This window comes from Bradyrhizobium sp. Kon56, assembly GCF_055807635.1.
Map to the genome: position 1 here is coordinate 78,593 of NZ_JBVVOU010000019.1, position 24,153 is coordinate 102,745.

20 protein-coding genes and 1 pseudogene are annotated in these 24,153 nt (G+C 62.4%); 8 read left to right on the plus strand and 13 right to left on the minus strand.

Annotation, left to right across the window (positions count from 1 at the left end; translation table 11 throughout):
- Positions 1-605 precede the first annotated feature (605 nt).
- On the plus strand, positions 606-1,391 hold the full coding sequence (locus tag AC0L3B_RS26330; RefSeq protein ID WP_473381350.1) for a YdcF family protein: 786 nt from the start codon (positions 606-608) through the stop codon (positions 1,389-1,391).
- Positions 1,392-2,171: 780 nt separating this feature from the next.
- Here the strand turns inward: AC0L3B_RS26330 and AC0L3B_RS26335 are convergent.
- From AC0L3B_RS26335 to AC0L3B_RS26350, 4 genes and pseudogenes are all read right to left on the minus strand, one after another.
- Entirely contained in the window at positions 2,172-2,513 is a 342-nt protein-coding gene (locus AC0L3B_RS26335) for a hypothetical protein (protein ID WP_473381351.1), read from the minus strand.
- Positions 2,440-2,727 carry a hypothetical protein gene (locus AC0L3B_RS26340; protein WP_473381374.1) on the minus strand — a complete coding sequence of 96 codons (288 nt, stop codon included), beginning with the start codon at positions 2,725-2,727 and terminating at the stop codon, positions 2,440-2,442. Before AC0L3B_RS26340 ends, AC0L3B_RS26335 begins: the two co-directional genes overlap by 74 nt.
- A 357-nt stretch (positions 2,728-3,084) precedes the next feature.
- Positions 3,085-3,381 (minus strand): ERF family protein, encoded by a 297-nt coding sequence (locus AC0L3B_RS26345; RefSeq protein WP_473381352.1) that lies wholly within the window; start codon positions 3,379-3,381, stop codon positions 3,085-3,087.
- A 240-nt stretch (positions 3,382-3,621) separates the two neighbouring features.
- Positions 3,622-4,416 (minus strand): annotated as a pseudogene (locus AC0L3B_RS26350) (YqaJ viral recombinase family protein); the annotation flags it as partial.
- A gap of 436 nt (positions 4,417-4,852) precedes the next feature.
- Here AC0L3B_RS26350 and AC0L3B_RS26355 point away from each other — a divergent pair.
- Positions 4,853-5,413, plus strand: coding sequence for a D-glycero-alpha-D-manno-heptose-1,7-bisphosphate 7-phosphatase (locus AC0L3B_RS26355; RefSeq protein ID WP_473349124.1), 561 nt, complete (start codon positions 4,853-4,855; stop codon positions 5,411-5,413).
- A gap of 807 nt (positions 5,414-6,220) precedes the next feature.
- Entirely contained in the window at positions 6,221-6,550 is a 330-nt protein-coding gene (locus AC0L3B_RS26360; RefSeq protein WP_473381353.1) for a hypothetical protein, read from the plus strand.
- A gap of 411 nt (positions 6,551-6,961) precedes the next feature.
- Here AC0L3B_RS26360 and AC0L3B_RS26365 read toward each other — a convergent pair whose 3' ends face one another.
- Complete coding sequence (locus tag AC0L3B_RS26365; protein WP_473381354.1) at positions 6,962-8,185, minus strand: phenylacetate--CoA ligase family protein; 1,224 nt, start codon at positions 8,183-8,185, stop codon at positions 6,962-6,964.
- A gap of 86 nt (positions 8,186-8,271) precedes the next feature.
- Between AC0L3B_RS26365 and AC0L3B_RS26370 the strand changes: the two genes are divergently transcribed.
- Positions 8,272-9,426, plus strand: a complete 1,155-nt coding sequence (locus AC0L3B_RS26370) for an AGE family epimerase/isomerase (RefSeq protein WP_473381355.1) — start codon at positions 8,272-8,274, stop codon at positions 9,424-9,426.
- Here AC0L3B_RS26370 and AC0L3B_RS26375 read toward each other — a convergent pair.
- The 6 genes from AC0L3B_RS26375 to AC0L3B_RS26400 form a co-directional block, all read right to left on the minus strand.
- Positions 9,423-10,265 (minus strand): ABC transporter ATP-binding protein, encoded by an 843-nt coding sequence (locus AC0L3B_RS26375; protein WP_473381356.1) that lies wholly within the window; start codon positions 10,263-10,265, stop codon positions 9,423-9,425. The two genes, AC0L3B_RS26370 and AC0L3B_RS26375, sit on opposite strands and share 4 nt — an antisense overlap.
- Positions 10,266-10,425: 160 nt before the next feature.
- A complete protein-coding gene (locus AC0L3B_RS26380) occupies positions 10,426-11,709 on the minus strand; it encodes an ABC transporter substrate-binding protein (RefSeq protein ID WP_026233336.1) in 1,284 nt (427 codons plus the stop codon).
- Between the two features lie 45 nt (positions 11,710-11,754).
- Positions 11,755-12,828, minus strand: a complete 1,074-nt coding sequence (locus tag AC0L3B_RS26385) for a branched-chain amino acid ABC transporter permease (RefSeq protein ID WP_085348728.1) — start codon at positions 12,826-12,828, stop codon at positions 11,755-11,757.
- 3 nt (positions 12,829-12,831) lie between these two features.
- Entirely contained in the window at positions 12,832-13,725 is an 894-nt protein-coding gene (locus tag AC0L3B_RS26390) for a branched-chain amino acid ABC transporter permease (protein ID WP_018457279.1), read from the minus strand.
- Positions 13,726-13,945: 220 nt separating this feature from the next.
- A complete protein-coding gene (locus AC0L3B_RS26395; protein ID WP_473381357.1) occupies positions 13,946-15,868 on the minus strand; it encodes an AMP-binding protein in 1,923 nt (640 codons plus the stop codon).
- Complete coding sequence (locus tag AC0L3B_RS26400; RefSeq protein ID WP_007601963.1) at positions 15,865-16,686, minus strand: ABC transporter ATP-binding protein; 822 nt, start codon at positions 16,684-16,686, stop codon at positions 15,865-15,867. Before AC0L3B_RS26400 ends, AC0L3B_RS26395 begins: the two co-directional genes overlap by 4 nt.
- A 332-nt stretch (positions 16,687-17,018) precedes the next feature.
- Here AC0L3B_RS26400 and AC0L3B_RS26405 point away from each other — a divergent pair, with 332 nt between their 5' ends.
- The 3 genes from AC0L3B_RS26405 to AC0L3B_RS26415 all read left to right on the plus strand — a co-directional run bounded on the left by AC0L3B_RS26405 (position 17,019) and on the right by AC0L3B_RS26415 (position 21,864).
- On the plus strand, positions 17,019-17,696 hold the full coding sequence (locus AC0L3B_RS26405; protein WP_026233339.1) for a Crp/Fnr family transcriptional regulator: 678 nt from the start codon (positions 17,019-17,021) through the stop codon (positions 17,694-17,696).
- Positions 17,697-17,838: 142 nt separating this feature from the next.
- The gene (locus AC0L3B_RS26410; RefSeq protein WP_473381375.1) at positions 17,839-21,162 is read left to right on the plus strand and encodes an adenylate/guanylate cyclase domain-containing protein; all 3,324 of its coding nucleotides are present in this window, start codon (positions 17,839-17,841) and stop codon (positions 21,160-21,162) included.
- A gap of 21 nt (positions 21,163-21,183) precedes the next feature.
- Positions 21,184-21,864: a redoxin domain-containing protein gene (locus AC0L3B_RS26415; RefSeq protein WP_085348726.1), complete on the plus strand. Its 681-nt coding sequence runs from the start codon at positions 21,184-21,186 to the stop codon at positions 21,862-21,864.
- A 16-nt stretch (positions 21,865-21,880) separates the two neighbouring features.
- Here AC0L3B_RS26415 and AC0L3B_RS26420 read toward each other — a convergent pair whose 3' ends face one another.
- Entirely contained in the window at positions 21,881-22,720 is an 840-nt protein-coding gene (locus AC0L3B_RS26420; protein WP_456653843.1) for a uroporphyrinogen-III synthase, read from the minus strand.
- Positions 22,721-22,861: 141 nt separating this feature from the next.
- Between AC0L3B_RS26420 and purU the strand changes: the two genes are divergently transcribed.
- Positions 22,862-23,725 carry a formyltetrahydrofolate deformylase gene (purU, locus tag AC0L3B_RS26425; protein WP_085348724.1) on the plus strand — a complete coding sequence of 288 codons (864 nt, stop codon included), beginning with the start codon at positions 22,862-22,864 and terminating at the stop codon, positions 23,723-23,725.
- Positions 23,726-23,762: 37 nt separating this feature from the next.
- Here purU and AC0L3B_RS26430 read toward each other — a convergent pair whose 3' ends face one another.
- Positions 23,763-24,047: a hypothetical protein gene (locus AC0L3B_RS26430; protein ID WP_018457287.1), complete on the minus strand. Its 285-nt coding sequence runs from the start codon at positions 24,045-24,047 to the stop codon at positions 23,763-23,765.
- Positions 24,048-24,153: the final 106 nt, after the last annotated feature.

Sequence of the window (24,153 nt, forward strand, 5' to 3'; positions counted from 1 at the left end):
TCAAGTCGGCCTCCGGGGCTCTTGTTGAGGCTTCTTAGAGATTGCTGCTGTGTCGGTTCTTCCTCGATCTCCTGGAGCGGTAGCGTAGCATCTCCCAGGAAAATTCCGCGGTGTCGAATGCGAGCAGCCACTCTATTGCCGACCGAGGATTGATATTGCGCAGGACGGCGGCTTGAAGGCTATGATAGTGGTCGATTCCGTCTTACGTCTTATCGACGGCACTTCGTTTCACGGCGGGCTCGTCATGCGCCGCAAAAAAGGCGCTGGCGACTGGGAATATCGCCTCTTACTCCCGAAGAAGTAGGAGATTTATATACGTAACGAGATCTGGTAGCTGTACGTTTGCCAGCTCAACCCCGGCAGCCGTCCGGACCGTCTCTCTCCAGCTACGGATGCCACGGCCGCGGTTTTAACCTAACTGGCCCAACCCTTCAGCTCTGCTGAGGTCAAAAATGGAGGCTGCCGTGAAACTTGTTGTAATCGGATGGATCGCATTTGCCATCTGCTGTGGGGTGGTGCTGAAAATCAATATCGAGCAAGTCAAGGAGTACGAAAATTCGATTGCGAAGGATCGGAAGTAGCGTCAGGCCCCGCCCGTGTTCTTGGTGTCAAAAACGCTCGGCGTCCTATCCATCCTGCCAAATCTCCTGGCGGCCCTCGGCCTGGCCGGTTGTCTGCTGCTCCTGACGCGCTTTGCCTCTGCTGGTCGCAAGGTCGCCGTCCTTTCCCTGCTTGCCCTCGCAACATGTGGGTTCACGCCGGTAGGCAGCCTGTTACTACAGCCCCTAGAAGATCGCTTTCCGGCGTGGGTGCCAAGTGCGGATCCGCCGACCGGTATCATCATTCTCGGGGGAACGACCAAGCCAGAAATCTCGGCCGCCCGAGGACTCCCGGTTTCCGACATAGGAATCGATCGACTAATCACAGGCGCAAGGCTCGCCCGCCGTTATCCCACGGCTCGCGTCATCTATTCCGGGGGAAGCCCTGAACTCCGGCCGAACGAGCTGCGAGAGGCAGATTACGCTCTGCAAATCCTCAATGAATTAGGGATTCCGAAGGATCGCGTGCAGATAGAAGCCGACTCGCGCAACACTGTCGAGAACGCGTCTTTTTCTAAGGCGATCGCCACGCCGACTGCCGGTCAGCGCTGGTTGCTCGTTACTTCCGCCTACCATATGCCTCGAGCAGTAGGACTGTTTCGTGCCTCTGGCTTCCCGGTAGAGCCGGTCCCTACTGGCTGGCTCACCGCTGAGCGCAGTTCCTGGCTCGACTTCGGCAACTTCGCCTCGTCGATTCTCCTGGTGCATATCGGGACAAGAGAGTGGGTTGGCCTTGCAGTCTATGGAGCGCTGGGCAAATCGGACTCTCTATTTCCAGGTCCAACCCCGTAGTTCGCACACGATTACTCAACAATAGAATGGAACCGGCCGCCTGCAGCGTTCGACACATCATCATGTGGGAGGTCTCAGACGAATCGTTGATGATCACCGCTGCAAACCTTAGACTCCTAACGCCGCGAGTAATGAGCGAATGGAAGGTCAAAGACAGAGCTCGAGGACTTGACGTCGCGATGAAAACGATCAAGGGAGAGTCGTTAGATAACCCGTCAACGGCGCGGGTATTCTGGATTGAATGGGTAGCTCTGGACATCTTTATTCGGTCGCCTGTTCCAGCTGCTGGTTGAAAATTGGCTCAGCCTGCATCACAACAGCGGCGTTACTAGCCGTTACATAGCGACTGAGCACACCGGCGGCGTCACTCGCACACTGACTTCGAGGGCATGTTCGATGCCGCTTTCACGATCTCGATGCCTCGCTGGATTGGTTCTGCAGCAGCGGACTGTACCTCGTTCTTGATCGGACCTTCGGTTGACCGCGGACGAAGCTAGCCGGGTCCTGCATTCGGCGTCGGCTAACGATCTCCTTGAGCAAGAACAGCCGTCTTAGCTGTGCCGCGTTCATTAACGTCTCGAACAAGGTGAGGATCTCGCGAGCCTACACGTAAACTTCCACGCTAATGGTGTGCTGATCGAAGCCATATGATGCCAGACGTGCTTCAATCTCGACTGCCGCGATGCGGTCCAGCCGCCAATCGAGCGCGTTCTGAATGATGTAGCGTTCGACGTCATTCTAAGTCGGGCACGATGGCGGGCACGTCTATCCGACGAAGCGTCATCTCTCTTGCCTTTTGTTGATGTGTTCCAGCAGCTTGTGCCGCGGAATTCGGTAGCGCTGCATCTCCCAGGAGAGCTCCGCAAGATCAATGGCAAGCAGCCACTCGCTTGCCCATTGGGGGGCTATGTCGCGGAAGATGACGGTCTGGCGCGCGCGATAACGGTCGATGCTTTCTCCGGGCAGAAGTTGCGGAGCGGGACACAAGGCCTGAATTCGGCCGGAATAGCGGATGTGGTTGCGGGAGTGGCGTTGCTGAAGGGGCCATTCATTCCCGTGTGACCTCCGGCCGGCCCTGCGATGTAGTATCGAAAGTGGCCACAGTAGGATTGTCGTGGTCATGAACAGGACTCGCTGCCCATAACTCGCTCGCGAGAGGCAAGGGCGATATCTGCATATCGACCCACCATGCCTTTTCGTTGCCATGGCGATGGAGAGCCTGATGGTGAGAGCGGCATAACGGGACGGTGTATTCGTCGCTGACCCTGCGCCCTAGTGTTCTCGGCTGGGCGAACTTGAGGTGGTGGGCATCGGATGGAGCCTGCTTGCAGACCAGGCAGGGCTGCGCCCGGACAAAGCAAGGTGGGCCTTGCTCCGCTTGCGCGGGGGCTCTTTGGGGAAGGCGAGGTCGGTCCCTGACTGATCCGCCGGCCCGTCCGAGCTTGAGCCCGGGATAGCAGCTTGGGAGAGGGAAAGTTCTTCCGCCGGTTCCTGTCCGGGGGCGCGCTCAGCCTCGGGTGGTGGTAGATCAGCTTCGGTCTCTGGCCGGGCCGTCTCCCCGAGCCTCGCCTGATAGGCCGCCTCAGCGCCCGGGCGTCGGCCCCCAGAAGGGTGTTCTTCAGGGGCCCAAGCCAGGAGGTCGTCGCTGTTCCCCAAGGCTGCCGCCAGCTCCGCCAGCAGCCGCTCCCGTAGCTCAGCCGATTGCTGGGGCTTCAGGATAGCCTGTCGGTTCAAGACGGCTTTGGCGGGCTTTGCTTTCGGCCCGGCAGCCATTTGCGGCTGGGCGGCGCGGGAGGTCCGGCGATTGCATCAGGGCGTCGAGGTCGTCCTCACCGGCAATGCCAACTAGAGCAAATAGGGCGTAGCGGCGGGCATAGGTCAATGAGGCTCCCATCCGATGCGGCGCCTCGACCTCCTTTGCGGCGCAGACGGGCCAATCGGAGGAAATCCATTCACCAGAGGCATGGACCAGCAGGGTCGTGAGATGCACCTGGCCGCTCCCGGGATCGATCCGTGTGGTCTGGACGGTTGCGATCTCCTGCTAGCGTCTTGCGGACGATGTCCAGGCCCGAAGCCAGCGAGGCGTAGCGGAAGGTCCGGTCGCCCTCCCGCGGGAAGGGGGACCGGATTACCGCCGTAAGGCTTTTCCGGGTTGGTAAGCTCGGCCTGTGCCCGGGCGAGGGCGCCCTGCGATGGCCCCGATCCGCTCACTGGACTGATGCATCGGACCCTCCAAAACGAAAGCGTCAAAGCTGATCGCGCCGGACTTGGAGCGCTTGGCCTTGATCCCGTGCCCGCTTGCCTCCTTGGCATCGTCGGGCACGAGCTTCTTCAACTCAGCTTTGGAGAGCTCGTGCTCCCCGTGGGCGTCCTTGGTGCGGAGATAGGTTGCAGCGAACTCGGCCCAGGCATTGGACGAAGACATATCGACGACCTTAACGGCCTCCAGCCTTGGTCGCGGCGTTTCGATGTTGAAGAGCAGAGGCGTCTCGCCGCTCTGAACGCAGCGCCAAACTTCTTCTCGGCGGTGAGGAGCAGATGCTGATAGAGCGGATCGGCGTGGATCTTGATCTCAACCCATTTGCCACCGCCGGTGATGATCGAGAGTACGGGCGAGCGAGCGGCGACCACCCACATATTACGCTGCAGCTGTGCCATATGCTTTTCGGCGACGGCCTCCTCCGTGAACGCCCAAGGCAGCATGAACTTGGTCTCGAACACCGCTCCGGTCTGCTCGACCATGCCATCGAGTGTTGCCGCCATCCATTTGTGCACCGGGTGCCGAACGCGCTTTTGGATGTCTGAGATCGTTTGTCCTGTTGAGCGCTGGTACCAGGCTCGATTGAGGACCTCTGTTATCGTGCCGAGTTGGACGATGAAATTTATCCGAGATCTTCTGGTGGCGACCTCTCCACGTTTCTCTTGACCAAAGGCGGGTGAGCTTGTCCTGGTCGTCACTCATGATGACACGCGCATCCGAGCCGCCGATAAAGTGGCGGCGGTCATTGGGGCTGAACCTGATGATGTGATTGGGCGCATCAGCGCCATTTGTTTGAGCCGTGTCACCGGTATCTCCTACGCAAAAATAAGCGGCTTCAATTGCCGCACTGCTTGGCCCCGCTTCCGCAAGGCGAGATACCGGCACTACGATCGAATGTGGCGCCCGGTCGAATCAGTAACGCTCCAATCGCGGATGAAGGCCAGTCCTTTCTGCAGCAACAATCTTGCTCGTTTTTGCGGCAGGAATGGCTCTTGTTCTCACGCTCTTAGGGCAAGGACTAGACGAGGCCGGCCGGTATGAAACCGACAAAACAAAGCCAATTCGCGCATGAACAGCGAAGACCTAGATGCAAAAGGCGCGCTCGCGGAGAACGACGTTGTCCCGTCGCATGACATGTTGAAATGAAGCCGTGATTGTCGGAAGATCGGCGGGTATCCCCTCCGATTTGGGTCACTGAGATTTGAAGCGTCCGGCAGTATTTTTCGATCGCGATGGCGTTCTCAACGAGGACGACGGCTATGCTTTCGATCCCGGCAAGATTCGGTGGGTAAAAGGAGCCCCCGAGGCTGTCAAAGCAGTCAATGAAGCCGGGTATCTTGCGTTTGTCGTGACCAACCAATCAGGAATTGCGAGGGGGTTTTACGAGGAGCGGCATGTCCGCAATCTGCACGAATGGATGTCGCGTGAACTTGTTATGGTTGGTGCCCGTATTGATGCGTTCGAATTTTGCCCACATCACCCCGACGGCCTGATCGAGCGTTACCGTATCCTCTGCAGCTGCCGTAAGCCGCAGCCGGGGATGATTAGAGCCCTCCTTGAGCGGTACTCGGTGGATATCGATGCTAGTTTCATGATCGGCGACAAGCAGAGCGACCTTGCAGCGGCGCAAGCGGCCGGCATCGCAGCCTATCTGTTTGATGGATCAAACCTCCATACTTTCATTGCTCCGCTGTTGACCGATCGGTCGTATCCTCCGGATCAGCCACCGTCGCATCGTGGAGGAGCCGGAACCGAGGATTGAGGCGTGGTCTTCGCGACAAACGGATTGCTCCATTGCTAAGTAGAGAAATCAAGGAGGCAAGTTGGCGTCAAAGCGACAAATCGAAGCCAATCGCGCAAACGCAGCGAGGAGTACCGGGCCGCAAACAAAGGCCGGCAAAGCAGCATCGAGCCGCAACGCGTTATCGACATGGCTTATCTCGTTGAGACGAACCCGCCGGTTCTGGCTTCGATGCAGTCCTTGCAAAAGACCCGAAAGATACGGACATGGATGTCGCAGTTCAAGATCCGGCTCAAGGTAGGAGTGGCCAGGATCGCCTGCGACTCTTAAGTTAATTCTGATCTCGGCGGTGACCGAGGGCGCGGAACCAAAGCAAATGAGATATTTGTCGAGCTTGGAACGGTATGAGAAAGCTGCTCTCTCGCGGCAAAGGCGGGGGCCCAAACATTGAAGCGGAATGCCGGATGAGAACCACGAACTGAGTAGGACATTGGCAGTGTAGGGTCTCAGGCCGGGGAGCGTCGAGTGGACGGGCTGCTAGTGTTCTAAAGTCTTGGAGACTGCATGAACTAGTTTCCCACTGCTGGCTGTCGCGATCACCATCGGCCTGTTTGTGCTCTACGCGATGGTGCGGCTGAAGTTGCGTCGACCCCGCCGCGCCGATGAGGTTTCCTCACTGGCCGGGCTCGAGTCTGAGATAGCGATCGGCCGTAGAAGCGTCCATCGTCATACGCAGGTCGCATCGAGAAATCGAAACTGAGCTTGCGCCGTCGGGCAAAGCAACAGATAGGGCCTCCTTGGAAGTAGCCGTTTTCGGTCGAGGAAGAGATGAAACGAGCTCTTGTCATCGTGATGATGCTAATCTTGCCGACCTCGCTGAACGCCGGATCAACGATCGTGGGCGCCGGCTCCCAATCTTGTACCGCTTGGCTGAATAGGAAGAAGAACTTAGTCGTAAAGGCAGCCTTTGAATCTTGGGTCGTGGGCTTCGTCAGCGGACTAAACGTGAGTGCCGAGAGGGATATTGTCGGCGGCGGCGATTTCTCCGCGATCGTTGCTTGGATGGACCGGCGCTGCAAGTCTAATTCTTCAGATCAAATTGGAGTTGCAGCTCTGGACCTAGCGATGGAATTGGCTGCTAGCGCGGCGAAGCGCTGATCTGCTAGCAACGCAAGTTGACGCTAAGGCCGCTAACGTCCTGAGCCCGCCGTGAATCACGGAGACACATGTGCGGATCAAGTTACGGGAGACAGACCTCAAGTCAGCGCAAAGCTTTGGTAGCATTGAGTTCAAAGACGAAGGCGGCGGACACGTCGGCCAATACTTTTTCGGACAAGGGCACGTTCAAGACCCACGCTGAGTGTCAAGCTTTTATCGATGGCGTGACCGCTGTCATTGATGACGACCACAGGTCCCGCAGTGAGGCAACTAGTTGACATGAGTTGAGCGATCGGAATCTTGCCGTCAGCTCTTGGGGCCCAATCGGACGTCCGCTGATTAACTAACGACCCTACGGTATGCCTGCGGCCAAGATCCATGTTTGCCGCACTTATGAAGAGACGATCAGCTCTACCGCTCGTCCGCGATCACCTTGCCGTCGTTCGGCAGCGCGCCGGGCCTCACCAGTTCAACCTCGCCTCCGAGTTTCGTCACGGCGCGCAAGGTGCCTGCAATCTCGTCGCGCAACGCATCGTTCGCGGCCGCCGTCTCCGCTTTCAGCGTCATTGCATCGGCCTCGCCTTGGCGCGTGACGACGAGGCGTAATCTTCCGAGCGCGGAATGGCGCTTGCCGATCTCGGCGACCTGCTCGGGGCGGACGAACATGCCCTTGACCTTGGTGGTCTGGTCGGCGCGGCCCATCCAGCCTTTGATGCGCATATTGGTGCGCCCGCAGGGGCTGGTCCCCGGCAGTGCCGCGGTGAGGTCGCCGAGAGCGAGCCGGATCCAGGGATGGTGCGGGTCGAGTGAGGTCACGACGATCTCGCCGACGTCACCGGGCGCCACGGCATCGCCGGTGCCGGGCTTGACGATCTCCATGATGAGATCCTCGTTCACGACCATACCGTCGCGCGCGCTGGTCTCGAAGGCGATAATGCCGAGATCGGCGGTGCCGAAGGCCTGGTAGACGTCGATGCCGCGCGCCCTGATCTCGGCCTGGAGCGAGGGCGGGAAGGCTGCGCCCGAGACCAGCGCGCGCTTGATCGAGGAGACGTCGCGGCCCGAGCTTGCGGCAGCATCAAGCAAGATCTTCAGGAAGTCCGGCGTGCCGCTGTAGCCGACGGGACGGTAGGCCTCGATCAGCTCGAATTGCTGCTCGGTATTCCCTGGACCAGCCGGGATCACGGCGCAACCGAGCGCGCGGGCCGACGCATCGAAGATGAAGCCGCCGGGGGTGAGATGGTAGCTGAAGGTGTTGAGCACGATGTCATCGGGCCGGAACCCGGCCGCGAACAGCGCCCGTGCGCCGCGCCAGGGGTCAGCCTGCCGCCCCTCCGGCTCGAAAATCGGCCCGGGGGAGGTGAAGAGGCGGGCGAACGAGCCGGGCGCCGCCGCGACGAACCCTCCAAAAGGCGTGGAGGCCTTGTGCAGGGCCGGTAGTTCCGACTTGCGCAGCACCGGCAGGCCCGCCAGGGCCGCCCTGGAGGTCACGGCGGCCGGATCGACGCCTTTCAACCGATCGGCATAGGCGGGCGCGGTCATCGCAGAGCGCAGCACGCCTGGCAGGCGGGAGAACAGATCGGCCTCGCGCGCGGCTTGTTCGCGCGTCTCGAGGGCGTCGTAATGGGCGGTCATGGCTCATCTTTCCGGGTTGGCATCCGTTGCGCGCCGCCGCCGGCATGGGTATCAGACGGCCATGGGCGAGGTTTGAAGAGGACGCGATGGCGGACGAGGGAATCAGTGCGGCGGACGAGGCGGCGGACGTCGTCGCGCGCCTGAAGCGCCGCATGATCGACGAGGCGCTGCCGCTGTGGTCGACGGTCGGCTGGGACCATGGCGCGGGTGGTTTCATCGATCGGCTGCACCGCGACGGCACGGCGGACAGCGCCGCGCCGCGCCGGGTGTTCGTGCAGGCCCGCCAGATCTGGTGCTACGCCAAGGCTGCGCAGATGGGCTGGTACCCTGAGGGGCGCGCCATCGCACTGAAGGGGCTCGAGCATCTGCTCGCCAAAGCAAAGGCGCCCGACGGCCGGCCCGGCTACGTGCACCGGCTGACGCCGGAGGGCGCGGTGCTGGACGGCCGGCGCGACGCCTACGACCACGCCTTCATCCTGTTTGCGCTCGCGGCCGTCTATGCGCTCGACCAGGACGCGCAAATTCGCGCCGAGATCGACGCGCTGCTCGCCTTCCTCGACGGCCATCTGCGCTCGCCGCACGGCGGCGTCCACGAAGGCCTTCCGGTCTCGCTGCCGCGCCGGCAGAACCCGCACATGCATCTGTTCGAGGCGATGATCGCGTGCTTCGACGCGACCCACGATTTGTCGTTCCAGAACCGTGCCGGCGAGTTCTTCGCGCTGTTCCTCGCCAATCTCTACGACAAGCGGACGCGCGCGATCGGCGAATATTTCGAAGAGGACTGGTCGAAGATCGCGCCAGTCAGCGTCGAGCCCGGCCACCAGGCGGAATGGGTCTGGTTGCTGAAGGGGTTCGAACGCATCACGGGCTGCCCGACCGGACAGCGGCGCGCCGAGCTGCTGGAAACCGCGCTGCGCTATCGCGACGAGGCCACCGGCTGCCTGATCGACGAGGGTGACGACGCCGGCAACATTCGCCGCACTACGCGCCGGCTGTGGCCACAGACCGAGATTGCGAAGGCGTGGATCGCGCAGGCCGAATCCGGCGAGGCGGGCGCGGCGGAGGAGGCGCGCATGGCGCTGGCGCGGCTCGAAAGCCATTATCTCAGCCATCCCGTGCGGGGCGGCTGGTATGACCAGTTCGAGCGCGACGGCAAATCGCTGATCGACACCATTCCTGCGTCGTCGTTCTATCATGTTCTCTGCGCAGTCACGGAAGCGGAACAGGTATTGGAAGGTTAGAGCCAGCGCTTGCGCCGCTTGAAGCTCTTGAGGTTCTTGAAGCTCTTGCGCTGGTCGCCAGCGCCGCCGAGATAGAATTCCTTGACGTCCTCGTTGTCGCGCAATTCGTCCGCGGTGCCGTCGAGCACGACCTTGCCCTGCTCCATGATGTAGCCGTGGCTTGCCACCGACAGCGCAGCGCGGGCGTTCTGCTCGACCAGGAGAATGGTGACGCCGAGGTCACGATTGATCTTGTGGATGATCGAGAACACCTCTTTCACCAGCAGCGGCGACAGACCCATCGAGGGTTCGTCCATCAGGATCATCTTCGGGCGCGCCATCAGCGCGCGGCCGATCGCGAGCATCTGCTGCTCGCCGCCGGAAAGATAACCAGCCAGTCCGGTGCGCTCCTTCAGGCGCGGGAAATAGTTGAAGACCATGTCGAGATCGGCGCCAACCTCGCGGTCCCTGCGGGTGAAGGCGCCGAGCTTGAGATTTTCCAGCGAGGTCATGTCGGCGACGATGCGCCTGCCCTCCATCACCTGGAAGATGCCGCGGCGAACGATCTTATCGGGATCGATGCCGTTGATGCGCTCGCCCTCCAACAGGATCTCGCCACGCGTGACTTCGCCGTCCTCGGTCTTGAGCAGCCCGGAGATCGCCTTCAGCGTCGTCGACTTGCCGGCGCCGTTGGCGCCGAGCAGCGCCACGATCGCGCCCTTGGGCACGTCGAGGCTGAGACCGCGCAGCACCAGGATGACATCGTCATAGACGACCTCGATGTTGCGCACGGCGAGGAGAGGCGGCGCGGGTACAGCGCCTGGGGAGGGACGAGCAGCTGCTTCATGAATTTCGGTCATGTCTCATACTCCGCTGTCGTCGCCCGGCTTGACCGGGCGACCCTGTATTCCAGAGACGCCTGACACTTACGGAGAGGCCGCGGCGTACTGGATCCCCCGCTCCAGTGCGCGCTGCGCACAAGGCGGGGGATGACATTTGTGTGTGAGGTAAGCGCTAAGCTCACCAGCCCAGCAATTCCGGCTTGCGCGGCAGCTCGACCGTCTTGACCTTCTCGAGTTTGATCGCGCCCTTGGCCATGAGGTCGTTGAGGTCGCCGTCGGTCGCGCCCGCAATCTTGGTGCGGTAGAGGTCGACCTTCAGCGTGCCGCGGTGGTCCTTGTCGGTCCAGGTCGAGGGATTGCAGACGCCTTCCATGCCGGCCGGCACCCAGTCCTTCTTCTGGTAGAAGCCCTTGGCGACGTTCTCGCCGGTGGCGCCGCCGTTCTTGGCGGCCCAATCGATCGCCTCCTTCATGTAGAGCGCCGAGCACACCGCCGCGATGTAGTGCACGGGCCGATAGACCTTGCCGGTCGGGTCGGACATCTTCGAGATCTCCATGACCGTCTTCATGCCGGGCGCATCGCCGCCCCAGCTCACAGCGGTGCGCAGCGGAAAGATCACGCCGTCGGCGGCATCGCCGGCGGTCTTGGCGGCGTTCTCGTCCATGCCCCAGACATTGCCCATGAACTGGATGTCGACTCCGGCGGTCTTGCAGGCCTTCATCACCGAGATGTTGGAGGCGGCGGTGTTGCCGAGATAGGCGTAGTTGGCGCCCGAGGATTTCAGACTCAGGCACTGCGCGCTGTAGTCACCCGGCGCGAGCGCGAACACCAGCGGCGGTAGCACCTCGAAACCGAGTTCCTGCGCCATGGCTTCGCCGGCGGCCTTCGGTGCATTCGGATAGGGGTGGTTGGCGCCCATGTGGACGAATTTCGGTTTGCCGGACTTGCCCTTGGCCTTCCAGTCCTCGGCGGCCCACATCAGCATGGCGCGGAGCGAGTCCGAATAGCTCGGGCCGTAGAAGAAGTTGTACGGCGCGGGCTTGGCCTTGCCGCTGATACCTTCGGGGTCGGTGAGCGCGGCGGCATATGAGCCGGACATGTCGGGGATCTTGTCCTGGGCGAGGAAGCCGGTCAGCGCCTCGGTGTCTGCCGTGCCCCAGCCCATGATGGCCGCGACCTTGGAGTCGGGCGCCGACCACTTCTTGTAGAGCGCGATCGCGCGCGGCACCTGGTAGCCGTAATCGTTGGTGTCGACATTGAGCTGCTTGCCGCCGACGCCGCCGTTCTTGTTGACCCAGGCGAAGGTGTCGGCGACGGCCTGGCCATAGGGTGTGCCGACGTCGGAGGTGCCGCCGGAATAATCGGCGAGGTGCCCGATTGCGATCTGCGCCTGCGCGCTTGCCGAGAATGCGGCGATCGCCAGCGCCAGCGACGCGGTGCTCAAAAGGGATTTTGTCTTCATGGGTTGCCTCCTCCTGTTTATTTGTTGGTTAGCGAGTGCCCGCGCTCAATGCGAGAACGGGTAGAGTTTCCAGTACGCCTTGATCTGTCGCCAGCGATGGGCGAGCCCGTCCGGCTCGAACATCAGGAACGCGATGATGATCACCCCGATTGCGATCTCGCGCAGGAAGGTGATGTTGTTGTTGAGCGACAGCGCCTTGTCGATCGCGCCGCCCTTCAGCGCGACGCTGAGGAACTCCATCGTCTCGGGCAGCAGCACCACGAACGCGGTGCCCATCAGCGTGCCCATGATAGAACCGGTGCCGCCGATGATGATCATGGCGAGGAACAGGATCGAACGTTCGATGCCGAAACCCTCTTGCGATACCACGAGCTGGTAGTGCGCATAGAGCGCGCCGGCGATGCCGGCGAAGAACGCGGCAAGGCCGAACGACAGCGTGCGATACTTTGTGAGATTGATGCCCATGATCTCCGCGGAGAGATAATGGTCGCGGATTGCCACCAGCGCACGGCCATCGCGGGTACGCATCAGGTTGGTGACGAGGATGTAGCTCGCCAGCACATAGGCCAGCACAACGTAGAAATACTGCCTGTCGCCGCGCAGCGTGTATCCGAAGATCGAGAACGGACTTGCGCTCGCCGGCACCGAGCCGCCGGTGAACCACTCGGCGCGGGAGAAGAAGTCGAGCAGGATGTATTGCGCGGCCAGTGTCGCGATCACTAGGTAGAGCCCCTTCAGGCGCGCCGCCGGGATGCCGAAGATCAGCCCGATCAGCGCCGTGATGATGCCGGCAAGCGGGATCGCGAAGAAGACCGGGATCGGCGTGTTGTTGGAGATGTAGGCCGAGGTGAAAGCGCCGAGCAGGAAGAAGGCGGCATGGCCGATCGAGATCTGGCCGGTGAAGCCGACCAGGATGTTCAGCCCCAGCGCCGCGATCGAGAAGATGCCGATCTGGATCAGGATACTGAGCCAGTAACCGCTGAAGAACTGGGGCGCGAAGCACAGCAGCAGCACGCCGACGATCGCAAAATTGCGGCTGGTCGTGGTCGGAAAGATCGTGGTGTCGGCCGCATAGGAGGTGCGGAAGTCACCAGCAGGGATGAGGACAGGGCCGGCCATGGATCAGATCCGCTCGATGTCGTGGGTGCCGAACAGGCCGTAGGGCTTGATCATCAGCACGATGATGAGGACGTAGAACGGCGCGATCTCGTAGAGATTGCCCCAGTGAAGGTATTCGCTGTCGACATATTGCGCGATGTTCTCGAGCAGGCCGATGATGATGCCGCCGAGCACGGCGCCGCCGACGGAATCGAGTCCGCCGAGGATCGCCGCCGGAAACACCTTAATGCCGTAGCCGGCCAACCCGGACGAGACGCCGTTCACCACGGCAACGACGACGCCCGCGACCGCGGAAACCGTCGCTGAGATCGCCCACGCCATCGCGAACACGCTTTTCACAGAGATGCCGAGCGACTGTGCCACCTGCTGGTTGAACGCGGTGGCGCGCATCGCAAGTCCGTACTTCGAGGCGCGGAAGAACCAGGCCATGCCGATCATCATCGCGACCGAGACGACGAGGCTCATGACATAGACGGTTTGGATCTGGAGCCCGAGCAGGCTGACGGACTGGCTCTCGAACACACGCGGGAACGGCTGTGGATTGACACCGAACATCCATTTCAGCGTCGCCTGCAGCACGGTGGAGAGGCCGATCGTCACCATGATGACCGAGATGATGGGTTCGCCGATCATCGGTCGCAGGATCAGGACCTGCACCGCGATGCCGAACACGAACATGAACACCAGCGTCATCGGCATGCCGATCCAGAACGGCACCTGGTATTTCGCGAGCAAGGTCCAGCACACCCAGGCGCCGACAAGCAAGAGCTCGCCCTGCGCGAAATTGACGACCTGGCTAGCCTTGTAGATCAGCACAAAGGACATCGCGACCACGCCATAGAGCGTGCCGACCACGAGGCCGTTGACCAGGAGCTGGATGAGGAAGGCGGTGTTCATGAAGTGGTGCTCGCTGACAAATCCGGCGCGCTCTTCCCCTCTCCCCTTGTGGGAGAGGGTGGCTTGGCGAAGCGAAGACGGGTGAGGGGTTGTCTCAGCAGTAAGGGCGGGGAGAGAGGACCCCTCACCCGAGTGGGGTCTTGGCTAATAGCGGAGATGCCCTCTCCCGCAAGGGGAGAGGGCGCATCGACCCGCATCGCGCTCTCGGTTCGAAGTAGGCTCACTCCGCGGCCTCCGCCATGTGCCCGGGTCCGCCCAGGTCCACGACCCTCAGCGTTGTACGTACGCGCTGCGTGCTGCCGTCCTGGAAGCGGATCACGGTGTCCACGGGGATGTCGGCCTGGCCGCGGTAGATCGCGTCGATGATGCCTTCGTACTTTTCGTTGATGACGCTGCGGCGCACTTTCCGCGTGCGGGTGAGTTCGCCGTCGTCGGCGTCGAGCTCCTTGTAGAGCAGCAGGAAACGGGAGATGCGCTGTGCCGGCGGCAGAGTCGCGTTGACGGTCTCGACTTCCTTCTTGAGTAGCGCATAAACCTCGGGCCGCGAGGCCAGGTCGCTGTAGGTCGTAAACGAGAGCCGGTTCTTCTCCGCCCATTTCGAGATGATGGAGTAGCGGATGCAGATCATTGCGGCGAGCGCGTCGCGGCCCGAGCCCAGCACCACGGCTTCGGCGATATAGGGGGAGAACTTCAGCTTGTTCTCGATGAATTGCGGCGAGAAGCGCTCGCCGCGCGAGGTTTCGGCGAGATCCTTGATGCGGTCGATGACCACGAGCTGACGGTTCGCGTTGAAATAGCCGGCGTCACCGGACAGCATCCAGCCGTCCTTGATGTCGGCTACGCTCGCCTCCGGGTTCTTGTAGTAGCCGAGGAACATGTTGGGATGCCGCACCACGATCTCGCCGACGCCGTGGACGTCGGCATTGTCGATGCGGATCTCGACGCTGTCGGCCATCGGCACGCCCGTCGTGTCGGGGTCGACCTTGCCAGCAGGATGCAGCGTGTAAGCCCCCAGCAGCTCGGTCTGGCCGTAGAGCGTGCGCAGCGGCACGCCCATGGCCTGGAAGAACTTGAAGGTCTCGGGCCCGAGTGCCGCGCCGCCGGTTGCGGCTGAACGCAGGCGGGTGAAGCCGAGACGGTCGCGCAATGCACGGAACAGGATCGCGTCGGCAAAGCCGGAACGCTCGCCCTGTTCGAGCGCGGCAAGCCCGCTCTTCATGCCGATGTCGAACAGGCGCTGCTTGAACGGGGTTGCGTCCATCACCCTGGCGCGGACATCGGCGGCGATCGATTCCCAAACGCGCGGTGCAAACAGGATAAACGTCGGCGCGATCTCGCGCAGATCGTTCATCATGGTCTCGGGCTCCTCGACGAAGTTGATCTTCATTCGGCACAAGAGGCCTTTGCCGAGTACATAGACCTGTTCCATGATCCAAGGCAGCGGCAGCACCGACACGTATTCGTCGTCCGGCCCTTTCGGGTCGAAAGCGAGATACGTGGCGCAATGGCCGAGCACGCGGCCGGCGGCGAGCATCGCGAGCTTTGGATGCGACGTGGTACCTGATGTCGTGCAGAGGATCGCGACGTCCTCGCCCTTGGTCGCGTCCACCAGCCGATCGTAAAGATCCGGTTCGCGCGTAGCCCGCGCCCGGCCGAGTTCGGCAAACGTCTCCGCCGACATCAAGCGCGGATCATCGTATTTCCGCATGCCGCGCGGATCGGAATAGATGATGTGCTTCAGCTTTGGGACGCGGTCGGCGAGGGTGAGCAGCTTGTCGACCTGCTCCTCGTCCTCGGCGAAAACGAGCTGCGCCTCGCCATAATTGAGGAGATACGAAGCTTCTTCGTCGAGCACGTCGCGGTAGAGCCCGAGGCTCAAGCCTCCAACCGCATGAGTGGCGATTTCCGCCGCGACCCAGTCCGGCCGGTTGTCGCCGATGACATCCTGGCGTCCAAGGCCCAGTTCGACGAGGCCGAGCGCGAAGTCGCGCACCCGCGTCTGGTAGTCGTTCCAGGTGAACGGGCGCCATAGCCCAAGATCCTTCTCGCGCAGCGCAATTTCGTTGCCGTACTCCTTCGCATTGAGCCGGAGCATCTTCGGATAGGTGTCGGCCTGCGCAACGCGGCCTGCGTAATCCATCATGCCGCGCTCTCCTGCGCCGGCGGCGCATCGTCAGGATCGACCAGCACCTCATCCTCTTCGCCGAGATAGGCGCGCCTGACGTGGGGATCAGCGAGCACGGCGGCCGGATCGCCCTCGGCGATCTTGCGGCCGAAATCCAGCACCATGACGCGGTGGGAGATGTCCATCACCACGCCCATGTCGTGCTCGATCATCACCACGGTCATGCCGAACTCCTCGTTGAGATCGACGATGTACCGGGCCATGTCCTCCTTCTCCTCGAAGTTCATGCCGGCCATCGGCTCGTCGAGGAGAATGAGGCGCGGCTCCAGCGCCATGGCGCGGGCGAGCTCGACGCGCTTGCGCAAGCCGTAGGAGAGAGTGCCGGCCGGCGCCTTTCGCACCGACTGGAGATCGAGGAAATCGATGATTTCTTCCACCTTGCGGCGGTGCTCGAGCTCTTCCTTGCGCGCGCCGGTGAGCCAGTACAGCGAGCCCGTGAGAAAATTGTTCTTCAGGAGGTGATGGCGTCCGACCATGATGTTGTCGAGCACGCTCATGTGGTGGAACAGCGCCAGGTTCTGGAAGGTGCGGCCGATGCCGAGCGACGCGCGCGCGTTGGGCGTCAGGCCGGTGATGTCGCGGCCCTGGTAGAACAGCTGGCCTTCGGTCGGCTTGTAGCGGCCGGAAATACAGTTCACGATCGAGGTCTTGCCGGCGCCGTTGGGGCCGATGATCGAGAACAGCTCGCCTTCCCTGATGGCGAAGCCGACATCGGTCAGCGCACGAACGCCGCCGAATCGCAAGGACACGCCGCGCACTTCAAGACTGGTAGCCACCAAACAGATCCCTCCCGGTGATGGCGCTTTCAGTGGCGCTCTTCGTCCGTTCTATCGGGCAATCCTAGTACGACCGTGCCGGTGAGGCCATGCAGCAGATGGTCTCGACCGGAGCCGCGCCGCTCTCGTTCCCGTTTGGGATCAAAAGCCGCATCGCCCGAGGTGGTCCTCAATAGGGGAAAGCGTTATTTTAAAATGTCTCCCGCCTGACAATTCTGCGACAAAGTTTTTGGATGGGGGGATCATCCATCTTTCGTTGGATGGTGTTCGAAACGGTCATGCTGCGTTGCAGCAGAACAGGAGTGACGAACGGTGCGGCTGGCTTCGGGATCATGATTTCAGAGGATCAACTGAAGCGCGTCGCTGCCTGGTCGCGCGAGCTCACGCAAGCGGAGATCGAGGTCGCTCGTACGGGGATCACGGAGCGGTCCTACGGCACTGGCGAGACCGTCTTCATGCGCGGCGATACGTTCGACTATTGGGCCGGCATGGTGTTCGGCCTTGCCCGGATGGGTGGGGTCTCGCGCGACGGCAAGGAGACGAGTCTTGCCGGGCTGACGGCAGGGGCCTGGTTCGGCGAGGGCAGCGTGCTCAAGAACGAGCCGCGCCGCTATGACGTGGTCGCGCTGCGCAACAGCCGCGTCGCGCTGATGGAACGCAGCGCCTTCATGTGGCTGTTCGAGAACAGCGTCGGCTTCAACCGCTTCCTGGTACGCCAGCTCAACGAGCGGCTCGGCCAGTTCATCGGCATGCTCGAGGTCAACCGCACGTTGGATGCCACTGCGCGGCTTGCCCGCAGCATTGCTTCGCTGTTCAATCCGATCCTCTATCCGGAATCCACCGCGCATCTGGAGATCACCCAGGAAGAGATCGGCGCGCTTTCCGGCATGTCCCGCCAGAATGCCAACCGCGCGCTGAACCGGCTGGAGAAAGAGGGCTTGCTCCGGTTGGAGTATGGTGGCGTGACTATTCTCGATATCGAACGGCTAAGGGGGTACGGGGAGGAGTGAAGCAGCGTTCGCGGCCGCAACTGCGAGCGCCGCAACCCACCGCTTGCTCTTCCGGCACGACGAGCCCATCCTTGCCGAGATCCTGGGCCATCTGACCGGGTCCAGCAGGCTGCGCCATCGCGGCGCCCGCGGGGTCTCGACCATGAACTGCTCCTGTTGCGGTTCCGAGGTTCAGAGCGGCTTTGTCTTCTGCCCGAAATGCGGCACGAAGCAGCCGAACGCCTGCCCCGGTTGCGGCTATGCGTGCGCACCGGATTTCGCGTACTGCCCGAAATGCGGCGCCCTCGTCAGTGAAGCCTCCAAGTCAGGCGGGCTGGCATCAATGCGGGCCAGCCGCGTGACAGTCCCGACCAGTGCGTCCTCGCCACCGCTGGCGCCGACGGCCGAAGCCCAATACGGGTTTCGATCGCAGCCGGACAAGATCGACAGCGAAGCCAACCGCCGCACCATTACCGTGCTGTTTGCCGACCTTAGCGGCTTCACCACGATGAGCGAGCGACTCGATCCTGAAGTCATGCAGGCGCTTCAGAACGAATTGTTCGAGGAGCTAACGGCGGCGGTGCAAAGCTTTGGCGGCTTCGTGGACAAATTCATCGGCGACGCGCTGCTTGCGCTATTCGGAGCGCCGGCCGCGCACGAAGACGACCCCGAGCGGGCCGTCCGCGCCGCGCTCGACATGATCGGCCGAACGGCGCAACTCAGCGAACGTGCAAAGGCGTATGCCGGGTCACCGCTCCTGCTTCATGTCGGCATCAACACCGGGCACGTGGTTGCTGGCGGACTGGGTGTTGGAGTTGCCAAATCCTACTCGGTCACGGGCGATACGGTGAATACGGCTCAACGATTGCAGTCGATGGCTTCCACGGGCGAGGTGCTGGTCGGGCCGCTGACCTACCGTCTTACGCGGCATGCATTCTCATATGAATCGCTTGGCGAGGTCTCGCTGAAGGGCAAGATGGGCAGCGTCCTGGTCCATCGCTTGAACGGACCGCTCGACACGCCCCGTGCGGCACGCGGCCTCGATACGCTGGGCCTGAGTGCGCCGGTGATTGGGCGCGACGCCGAGCTCGCCCGTCTGGTCGACAATCTTGATCTCGCGTGTGGCGGCGCGGCGCAGCTGGTGCGGCTGGTCGGTGAAGCCGGCATCGGCAAAACGCGTCTGGTGGACGAATTCGTTGCCCACGCCCGCGATGAGGACCGTTTCGCCGGCGTGGCGATCCGGCGCGCTGTCTGCTCGCCGCTGGGCGAACAGTCCTATGGCACCCTTGCCGCTGTGCTGCGCAGCGCCTACGGCATCGCGCAGAAGACGACCGTGGCGGAGGCCCAGGCCAAGCTGGCGACGGCACTGTCGGAGCTCGGCCTTGGGGTCGAAGAGGCCGATCGCCTGATGCCCCTTTATTTCCACGTTCTCGGCCTCGGCGATCCGGACGCCGCGCTGCAGCACGTCGAGCCCGAGCAGCTTCGGCGGCAGATATTCTTTGCGATTCGTACCGTGTTCGAACGGCGCCTGGTCCTGTCGCCGCTCCTGATCATTGTCGAGGATCTGCACTGGGCCGATGCCGTATCGCTTGAAGCGCTGCGGTTCCTGATGGACCGGCTGGAGCGTACGCGGCTGATGCTGTTGTTTACGCATCGGCCTATGCTGGAACTGGATCAGTTCGGCTCGGGGCGGATCAGCCATACAACCCTTCGATTGCTTCCGCTTGGTGATGCAGACGGACAAAAGCTGCTCGCGGCCTACTTCAGCCACGGTTGGAGTGAACCGCCGGGAAGTCTGTTCAGTCGAATCCTGGAGCGCGCGGGCGGCAATCCACTCTTCTTTGAGGAAATCATCCGCGGTCTCATCGAAGCTGGCGCCTTGGAGCGTGACGGCTCACAGTGGCGGATCAAGTCAGATGAAGCCGCCGCCGATATACCGGCAAGCATTCAGGCCCTGTTACTGGCGCGCCTGGACCGGCTGCCGCATGAGGTGCGCCGCTTGGCCCAGGAGGCCGCGGTGATCGGCCCACGTTTCGATGCGGCTCTTCTCGGTGCGATGGCATCGCAGCGGACGAAGGTGGAAGCGGGGCTCGAACTTCTGTGCGATGCCGAGATTGTCGAGGAGGTCGCGGGCGCGAACTCGATCTCGCTGCGATCTTATCGCTTTACGCAAACCATGCTTCAGGACGTGATCTATCAAAACCTGCTCTTGCAGCGTCGGATCGAGCTCCATGGACGGATTGGTGCCGCGCTGGAGCGGCTCTATGGCAATGAGCCCGAGCGCCTCGAGGACCTCATACTGCTCGGACATCATTTCAGTCTGAGCGCGAGCAAGCCGAAAGGTGCGCGCTATCTGCGCGCGGCCGGCGATCGCGCCCGCGCGACCTACGCCAATGACGATGCCATCCGCTTCTACCAACAGGCTCTCGCCGTGTTGTTGGCCGGCGGGGAATGGGAGCCCGAACGCCTGATCCTCTGCGAGCGGATCGCGGAGCTGTGTGCCGCGGCCGGCCGGAGGATCACGGCTGAGGAGCACTACCAGAGTGCGCTGGAAGGTCATCGCAATGCGGAGGACCGCATCGGCGAAGCGCGAATTCTCCGCAAGCTTGGCCGATTGTTGTGGGACGCCGGCAAGCGGATCAAGGCAGAGGCGCATTATGCCGAGGCGGCCGAACGGCTAGGAGGGACCGACGCGCCCATCGAGTGGGCGCACCTCCTGCAAGAGCGCGGCCGTCTTTCGTTTCGCACGGGCGATCACGTGGCCGCCGCGAGATGGGCGGACGAGGCGCTTGGCTACGCCCGAAGCGTACCGGCGGACGCCGACAGGCAAGTCGGATTCGAGGCGGCGCGCGCCATTGCAGAGTCGCTCAACACCAAGGGGGTGGCACTGGCGCGGCTTGGCCGACACCAGGAGGCGGTGCGTGAGGTGGAGCAAAGTGTCGCAGCAGCCGAGGCCGCCGGGCTCCTCAACGTGGCCTGCCGCGGCTACACCAATCTCGGTGTGCTCTACACGATTGTCGACCCGGCGAAAGCCGTGGAGGTTTGCCGGCGCGGACTCGATGTCGCGTGTCGGATCGGCGATCTCGGGTTCCAGGCGCGCCTTCTTGCCAATTTTGCTGTTGCCTGTTGCACCTTCACGGACAAATGTACTGAGGAGGGGGTGCCGGCCGCCGAAAAGGCGATCGAAATCGACCGCGCGCTTGATCAGCGCGAGCATCTCTCCGTGCCGTTGATCGTGCTCGGGCAAATCCATCAATGCCATTTCCGGCCCGATCTGGCTGCTCGTTGCTACAATGAGGCAATCGAGGTGGCGAGCGAAACCGGCGAGCCGCAGCAGCTGTTTCCATGCTATGATGGTCTTGCGACGCTGAACCTTGATCGAGGCGACATGCCCGAGGCCGAGCGATATTTCGCGCTGGCACAGGACGTCTGCACGCGGCACGGGCTTGATCCCGCAGGGCTGATCGTACTGCCGTTTCTTGACTAGATCATGTGAAGGAGTGCCATCATGTCTGAACGTCACGTCGAGGGACCACTTCAACCGGGCGATCGTGCACCGAACGTCGTGCTGGACGCGATCACACGCGACGGAAAGATCGCGCTCGAAGACTTTCGCGGACAAAGCCCGATATTGGTGGGCCTGTATCGGGGGCTGCATTGCCCGTTCTGCCGCCGCCATATCGCGGCACAGGCGCAACTTGATGCCGCCTTGCACGAGAAAGGCGTCGAAAGTCTCACGGTGGTCAACACGCCGATCGAGCGCGCGCGACTCTATTTTCGTTACCATCCGTTGCCCAACCTGCTCGCTGCGTCCGATCCCGAGCGGCTCTCGCACCGCGCATTCGGCCTGCCCAATCTCGAGTTCACGGAGAACGAGACCGAGTGGCCGCACAAGGTCGGCATGAACGTGGTCATGAGCATGCAAGTCGACATGCCCGGCGAATTGCCCGCCCCGATGAACCGGCCCGCGGCCGCGGAGTACCTCAATAACAAGGACGGCTATGAGATAACGGAAGCCGATCAGCGCATGGCGGCAACCGGCCAGGGCCAGCTCTTCGGGCAGTTTCTGCTCGACCGCGAGGGGGTTGTGCGCTGGAGCTTTACCGAGGTGCCCGAAGGCGGCCATCGCATGTTTGCCGCGCCGAGCCCGCAGGAGCTGATGTCGGCCGCCTCGCAGATGGCAAGCTAGGCACCGCGTCTGGCGATCATTCCGCCACCTTCGGCCGCTTGTCCACCAATGCTGCCGCCATCGCCGAGATCAGCGGGCGCATGAAATAGTGGTCTTCCACCGGCGAGATGTCCGTGCGCAAGCCGTGCGCTACGAGCTCGCCGGAGACGGCCGGCCCCACTGACGCGATCAGCGTCCGCTCGAATCCTGCGCGCAGGCGCGCCTCGCTGCCATGCGCCCTCGCAGCTTCGAGGAGACGGCGGACCTGGCCGAGATTGGTCAGTGCGATGGCGTCGATCCGCCCTTCCGCCATGTCGTCGATTGCGTTGACGATGCTGGCGTCCGCAGCCTTTGGATCGTAGACGTAAGGCAACACGGTATCGACCTCGGCACCTTGCGCGGCGAGCGCGCCGGTCAGCGCGCTGTGGTCCTTGTCGGGATAGAGCTGGAGGCCGAGGCGACGTCCGTTCAGGTCGAGCTTGCTCAGCATCTCGATCACACCCTCGGTGGTCGGCTTCTCCGTCATCTGCTGCTGCTCGAGCCCGATCTCGCGTAGCGCCTTGCCGGGCTTCGGGCCGCGGGTGAATTTTCGCGATCGGGCGAGGGAAGCAACCAAGGCCTGGTCGAGACCACGGGTTCGCGCGAGCTTCATGATCCGCCGCAGGCCTTCGCCGGTCATCAGCACGAGATCGTCGAAGGGCTTGTCGATGGCGCGGCGGATCCAGGCCTCGACCGGGGCGGGGTCCGGTGCATCCTGGATGGTGAACATCGGGCATTGCACGACCTCGGCGCCTTGCTCGGCCAGCAGCTTCGAAAACTGCGCCTCCTCGCGCGTTTCCAGGATCAGGATGCGGGCGCCGTTCAAGCGGTGGGCCATGAGCCTACTCCGGTCAGTCAAAGCAATCGTGCGTTCATCCTGACTCCACGGTCGGGATTGGCGCAAGGTAGGGTCGGTGATAGAGCAGGGCGCAAATCGCGGGTCGTTCCGCAGCCGCTGCCCAAACCTTCATCAAGGCCCATGCCAGATCATCAATATGTCCTGACCCTGTCCTGTCCGGATCGTCCCGGCATCGTCTCGGCGGTGTCGACCTTCCTGGCGAATTCCGGACAGAACATCCTCGACGCCCAACAATTCGACGACACCGAGACCAACAAGTTCTTCATGCGGGTGGTGTTCACCGCTGCCGATCTCGCCGTGGAGCTGTCGGCACTCCAGACCGGCTTTGCCGCGATCGCCGAGCGCTTCGGAATGGAATGGCAGATGCGCGATCGCGCTGCGCATCGCAAGGTGATGCTGCTGGTGTCGAAGTCCGATCACTGCCTGGTCGACATCCTCTATCGCTGGCGCACGGGCGAGCTGCCGATGACTTTGGCCGCAATCGTCTCCAATCATCCGCGCGAGGTCTATGACGGGCTCGATTTCGGCGGGGTTCCGTTCCACTATCTGCCTGTTACGAAAGAGACCAAGCGCGAGCAGGAGGCGCAGATCCTCGATCTCGTCGCCAAGACCGGGACGGATCTCGTCGTGCTCGCCCGTTATATGCAGATATTGTCCGACGATCTCTCGGCAAATCTGTCGGGACGCTGTATCAACATCCACCACTCGTTCCTGCCGGGTTTCAAGGGCGCAAAACCCTATCACCAGGCCCATGAGCGTGGTGTCAAGCTGATCGGCGCCACCGCGCATTACGTCACGCGCGACCTCGACGAGGGCCCGATCATCGACCAGGACGTCGAGCGCATCAGCCATCGCGACACGCCTGAGGATCTCGTCCGAAAGGGCCGCGACATCGAGCGCCGCGTGCTGGCGCGCGCGATCCGCTACCATCTCAACGACCGCGTCATCCTCAATGGCCGCAAGACCGTGGTGTTCGTGGATTGATTTGCTACGCTCTCGCCGCAAGCGGCGAGGGGCGCGACTAGCGCACCGCGGTGCCGGACGCCGAGCCCGTTGCGCCCTTCTGCGCCTGCTCTTCCTTTTCGCGATCCGCTGCCGGCATCAGTCGCCTGCGCTCGCGCTCCTTCATGTAGGCATCGTATTGCGGCGTGCCCGCCCGCGGCGGGGCGTCCGCCGGCAAGCCGCCGGCCCATTGCGGGACGTAGTCGCCCATGCCGGAGGAGAGCTTTTCGTTGACTGTGCCGCAGCCGGACAGGCCCGCGGAGAGCGCGAGGAGGATCAGGAGGGAACCGAAGGATCTAGGCATTGCACCATTGTACAGAGGCGAGGTCAGCCGTGTTGGACGCCAGGTCAGGCTGTCGCCGGGAGAGTAGCCTTCAACAAGGTAAAATAGGCTTATTCGAGGTAGGTAA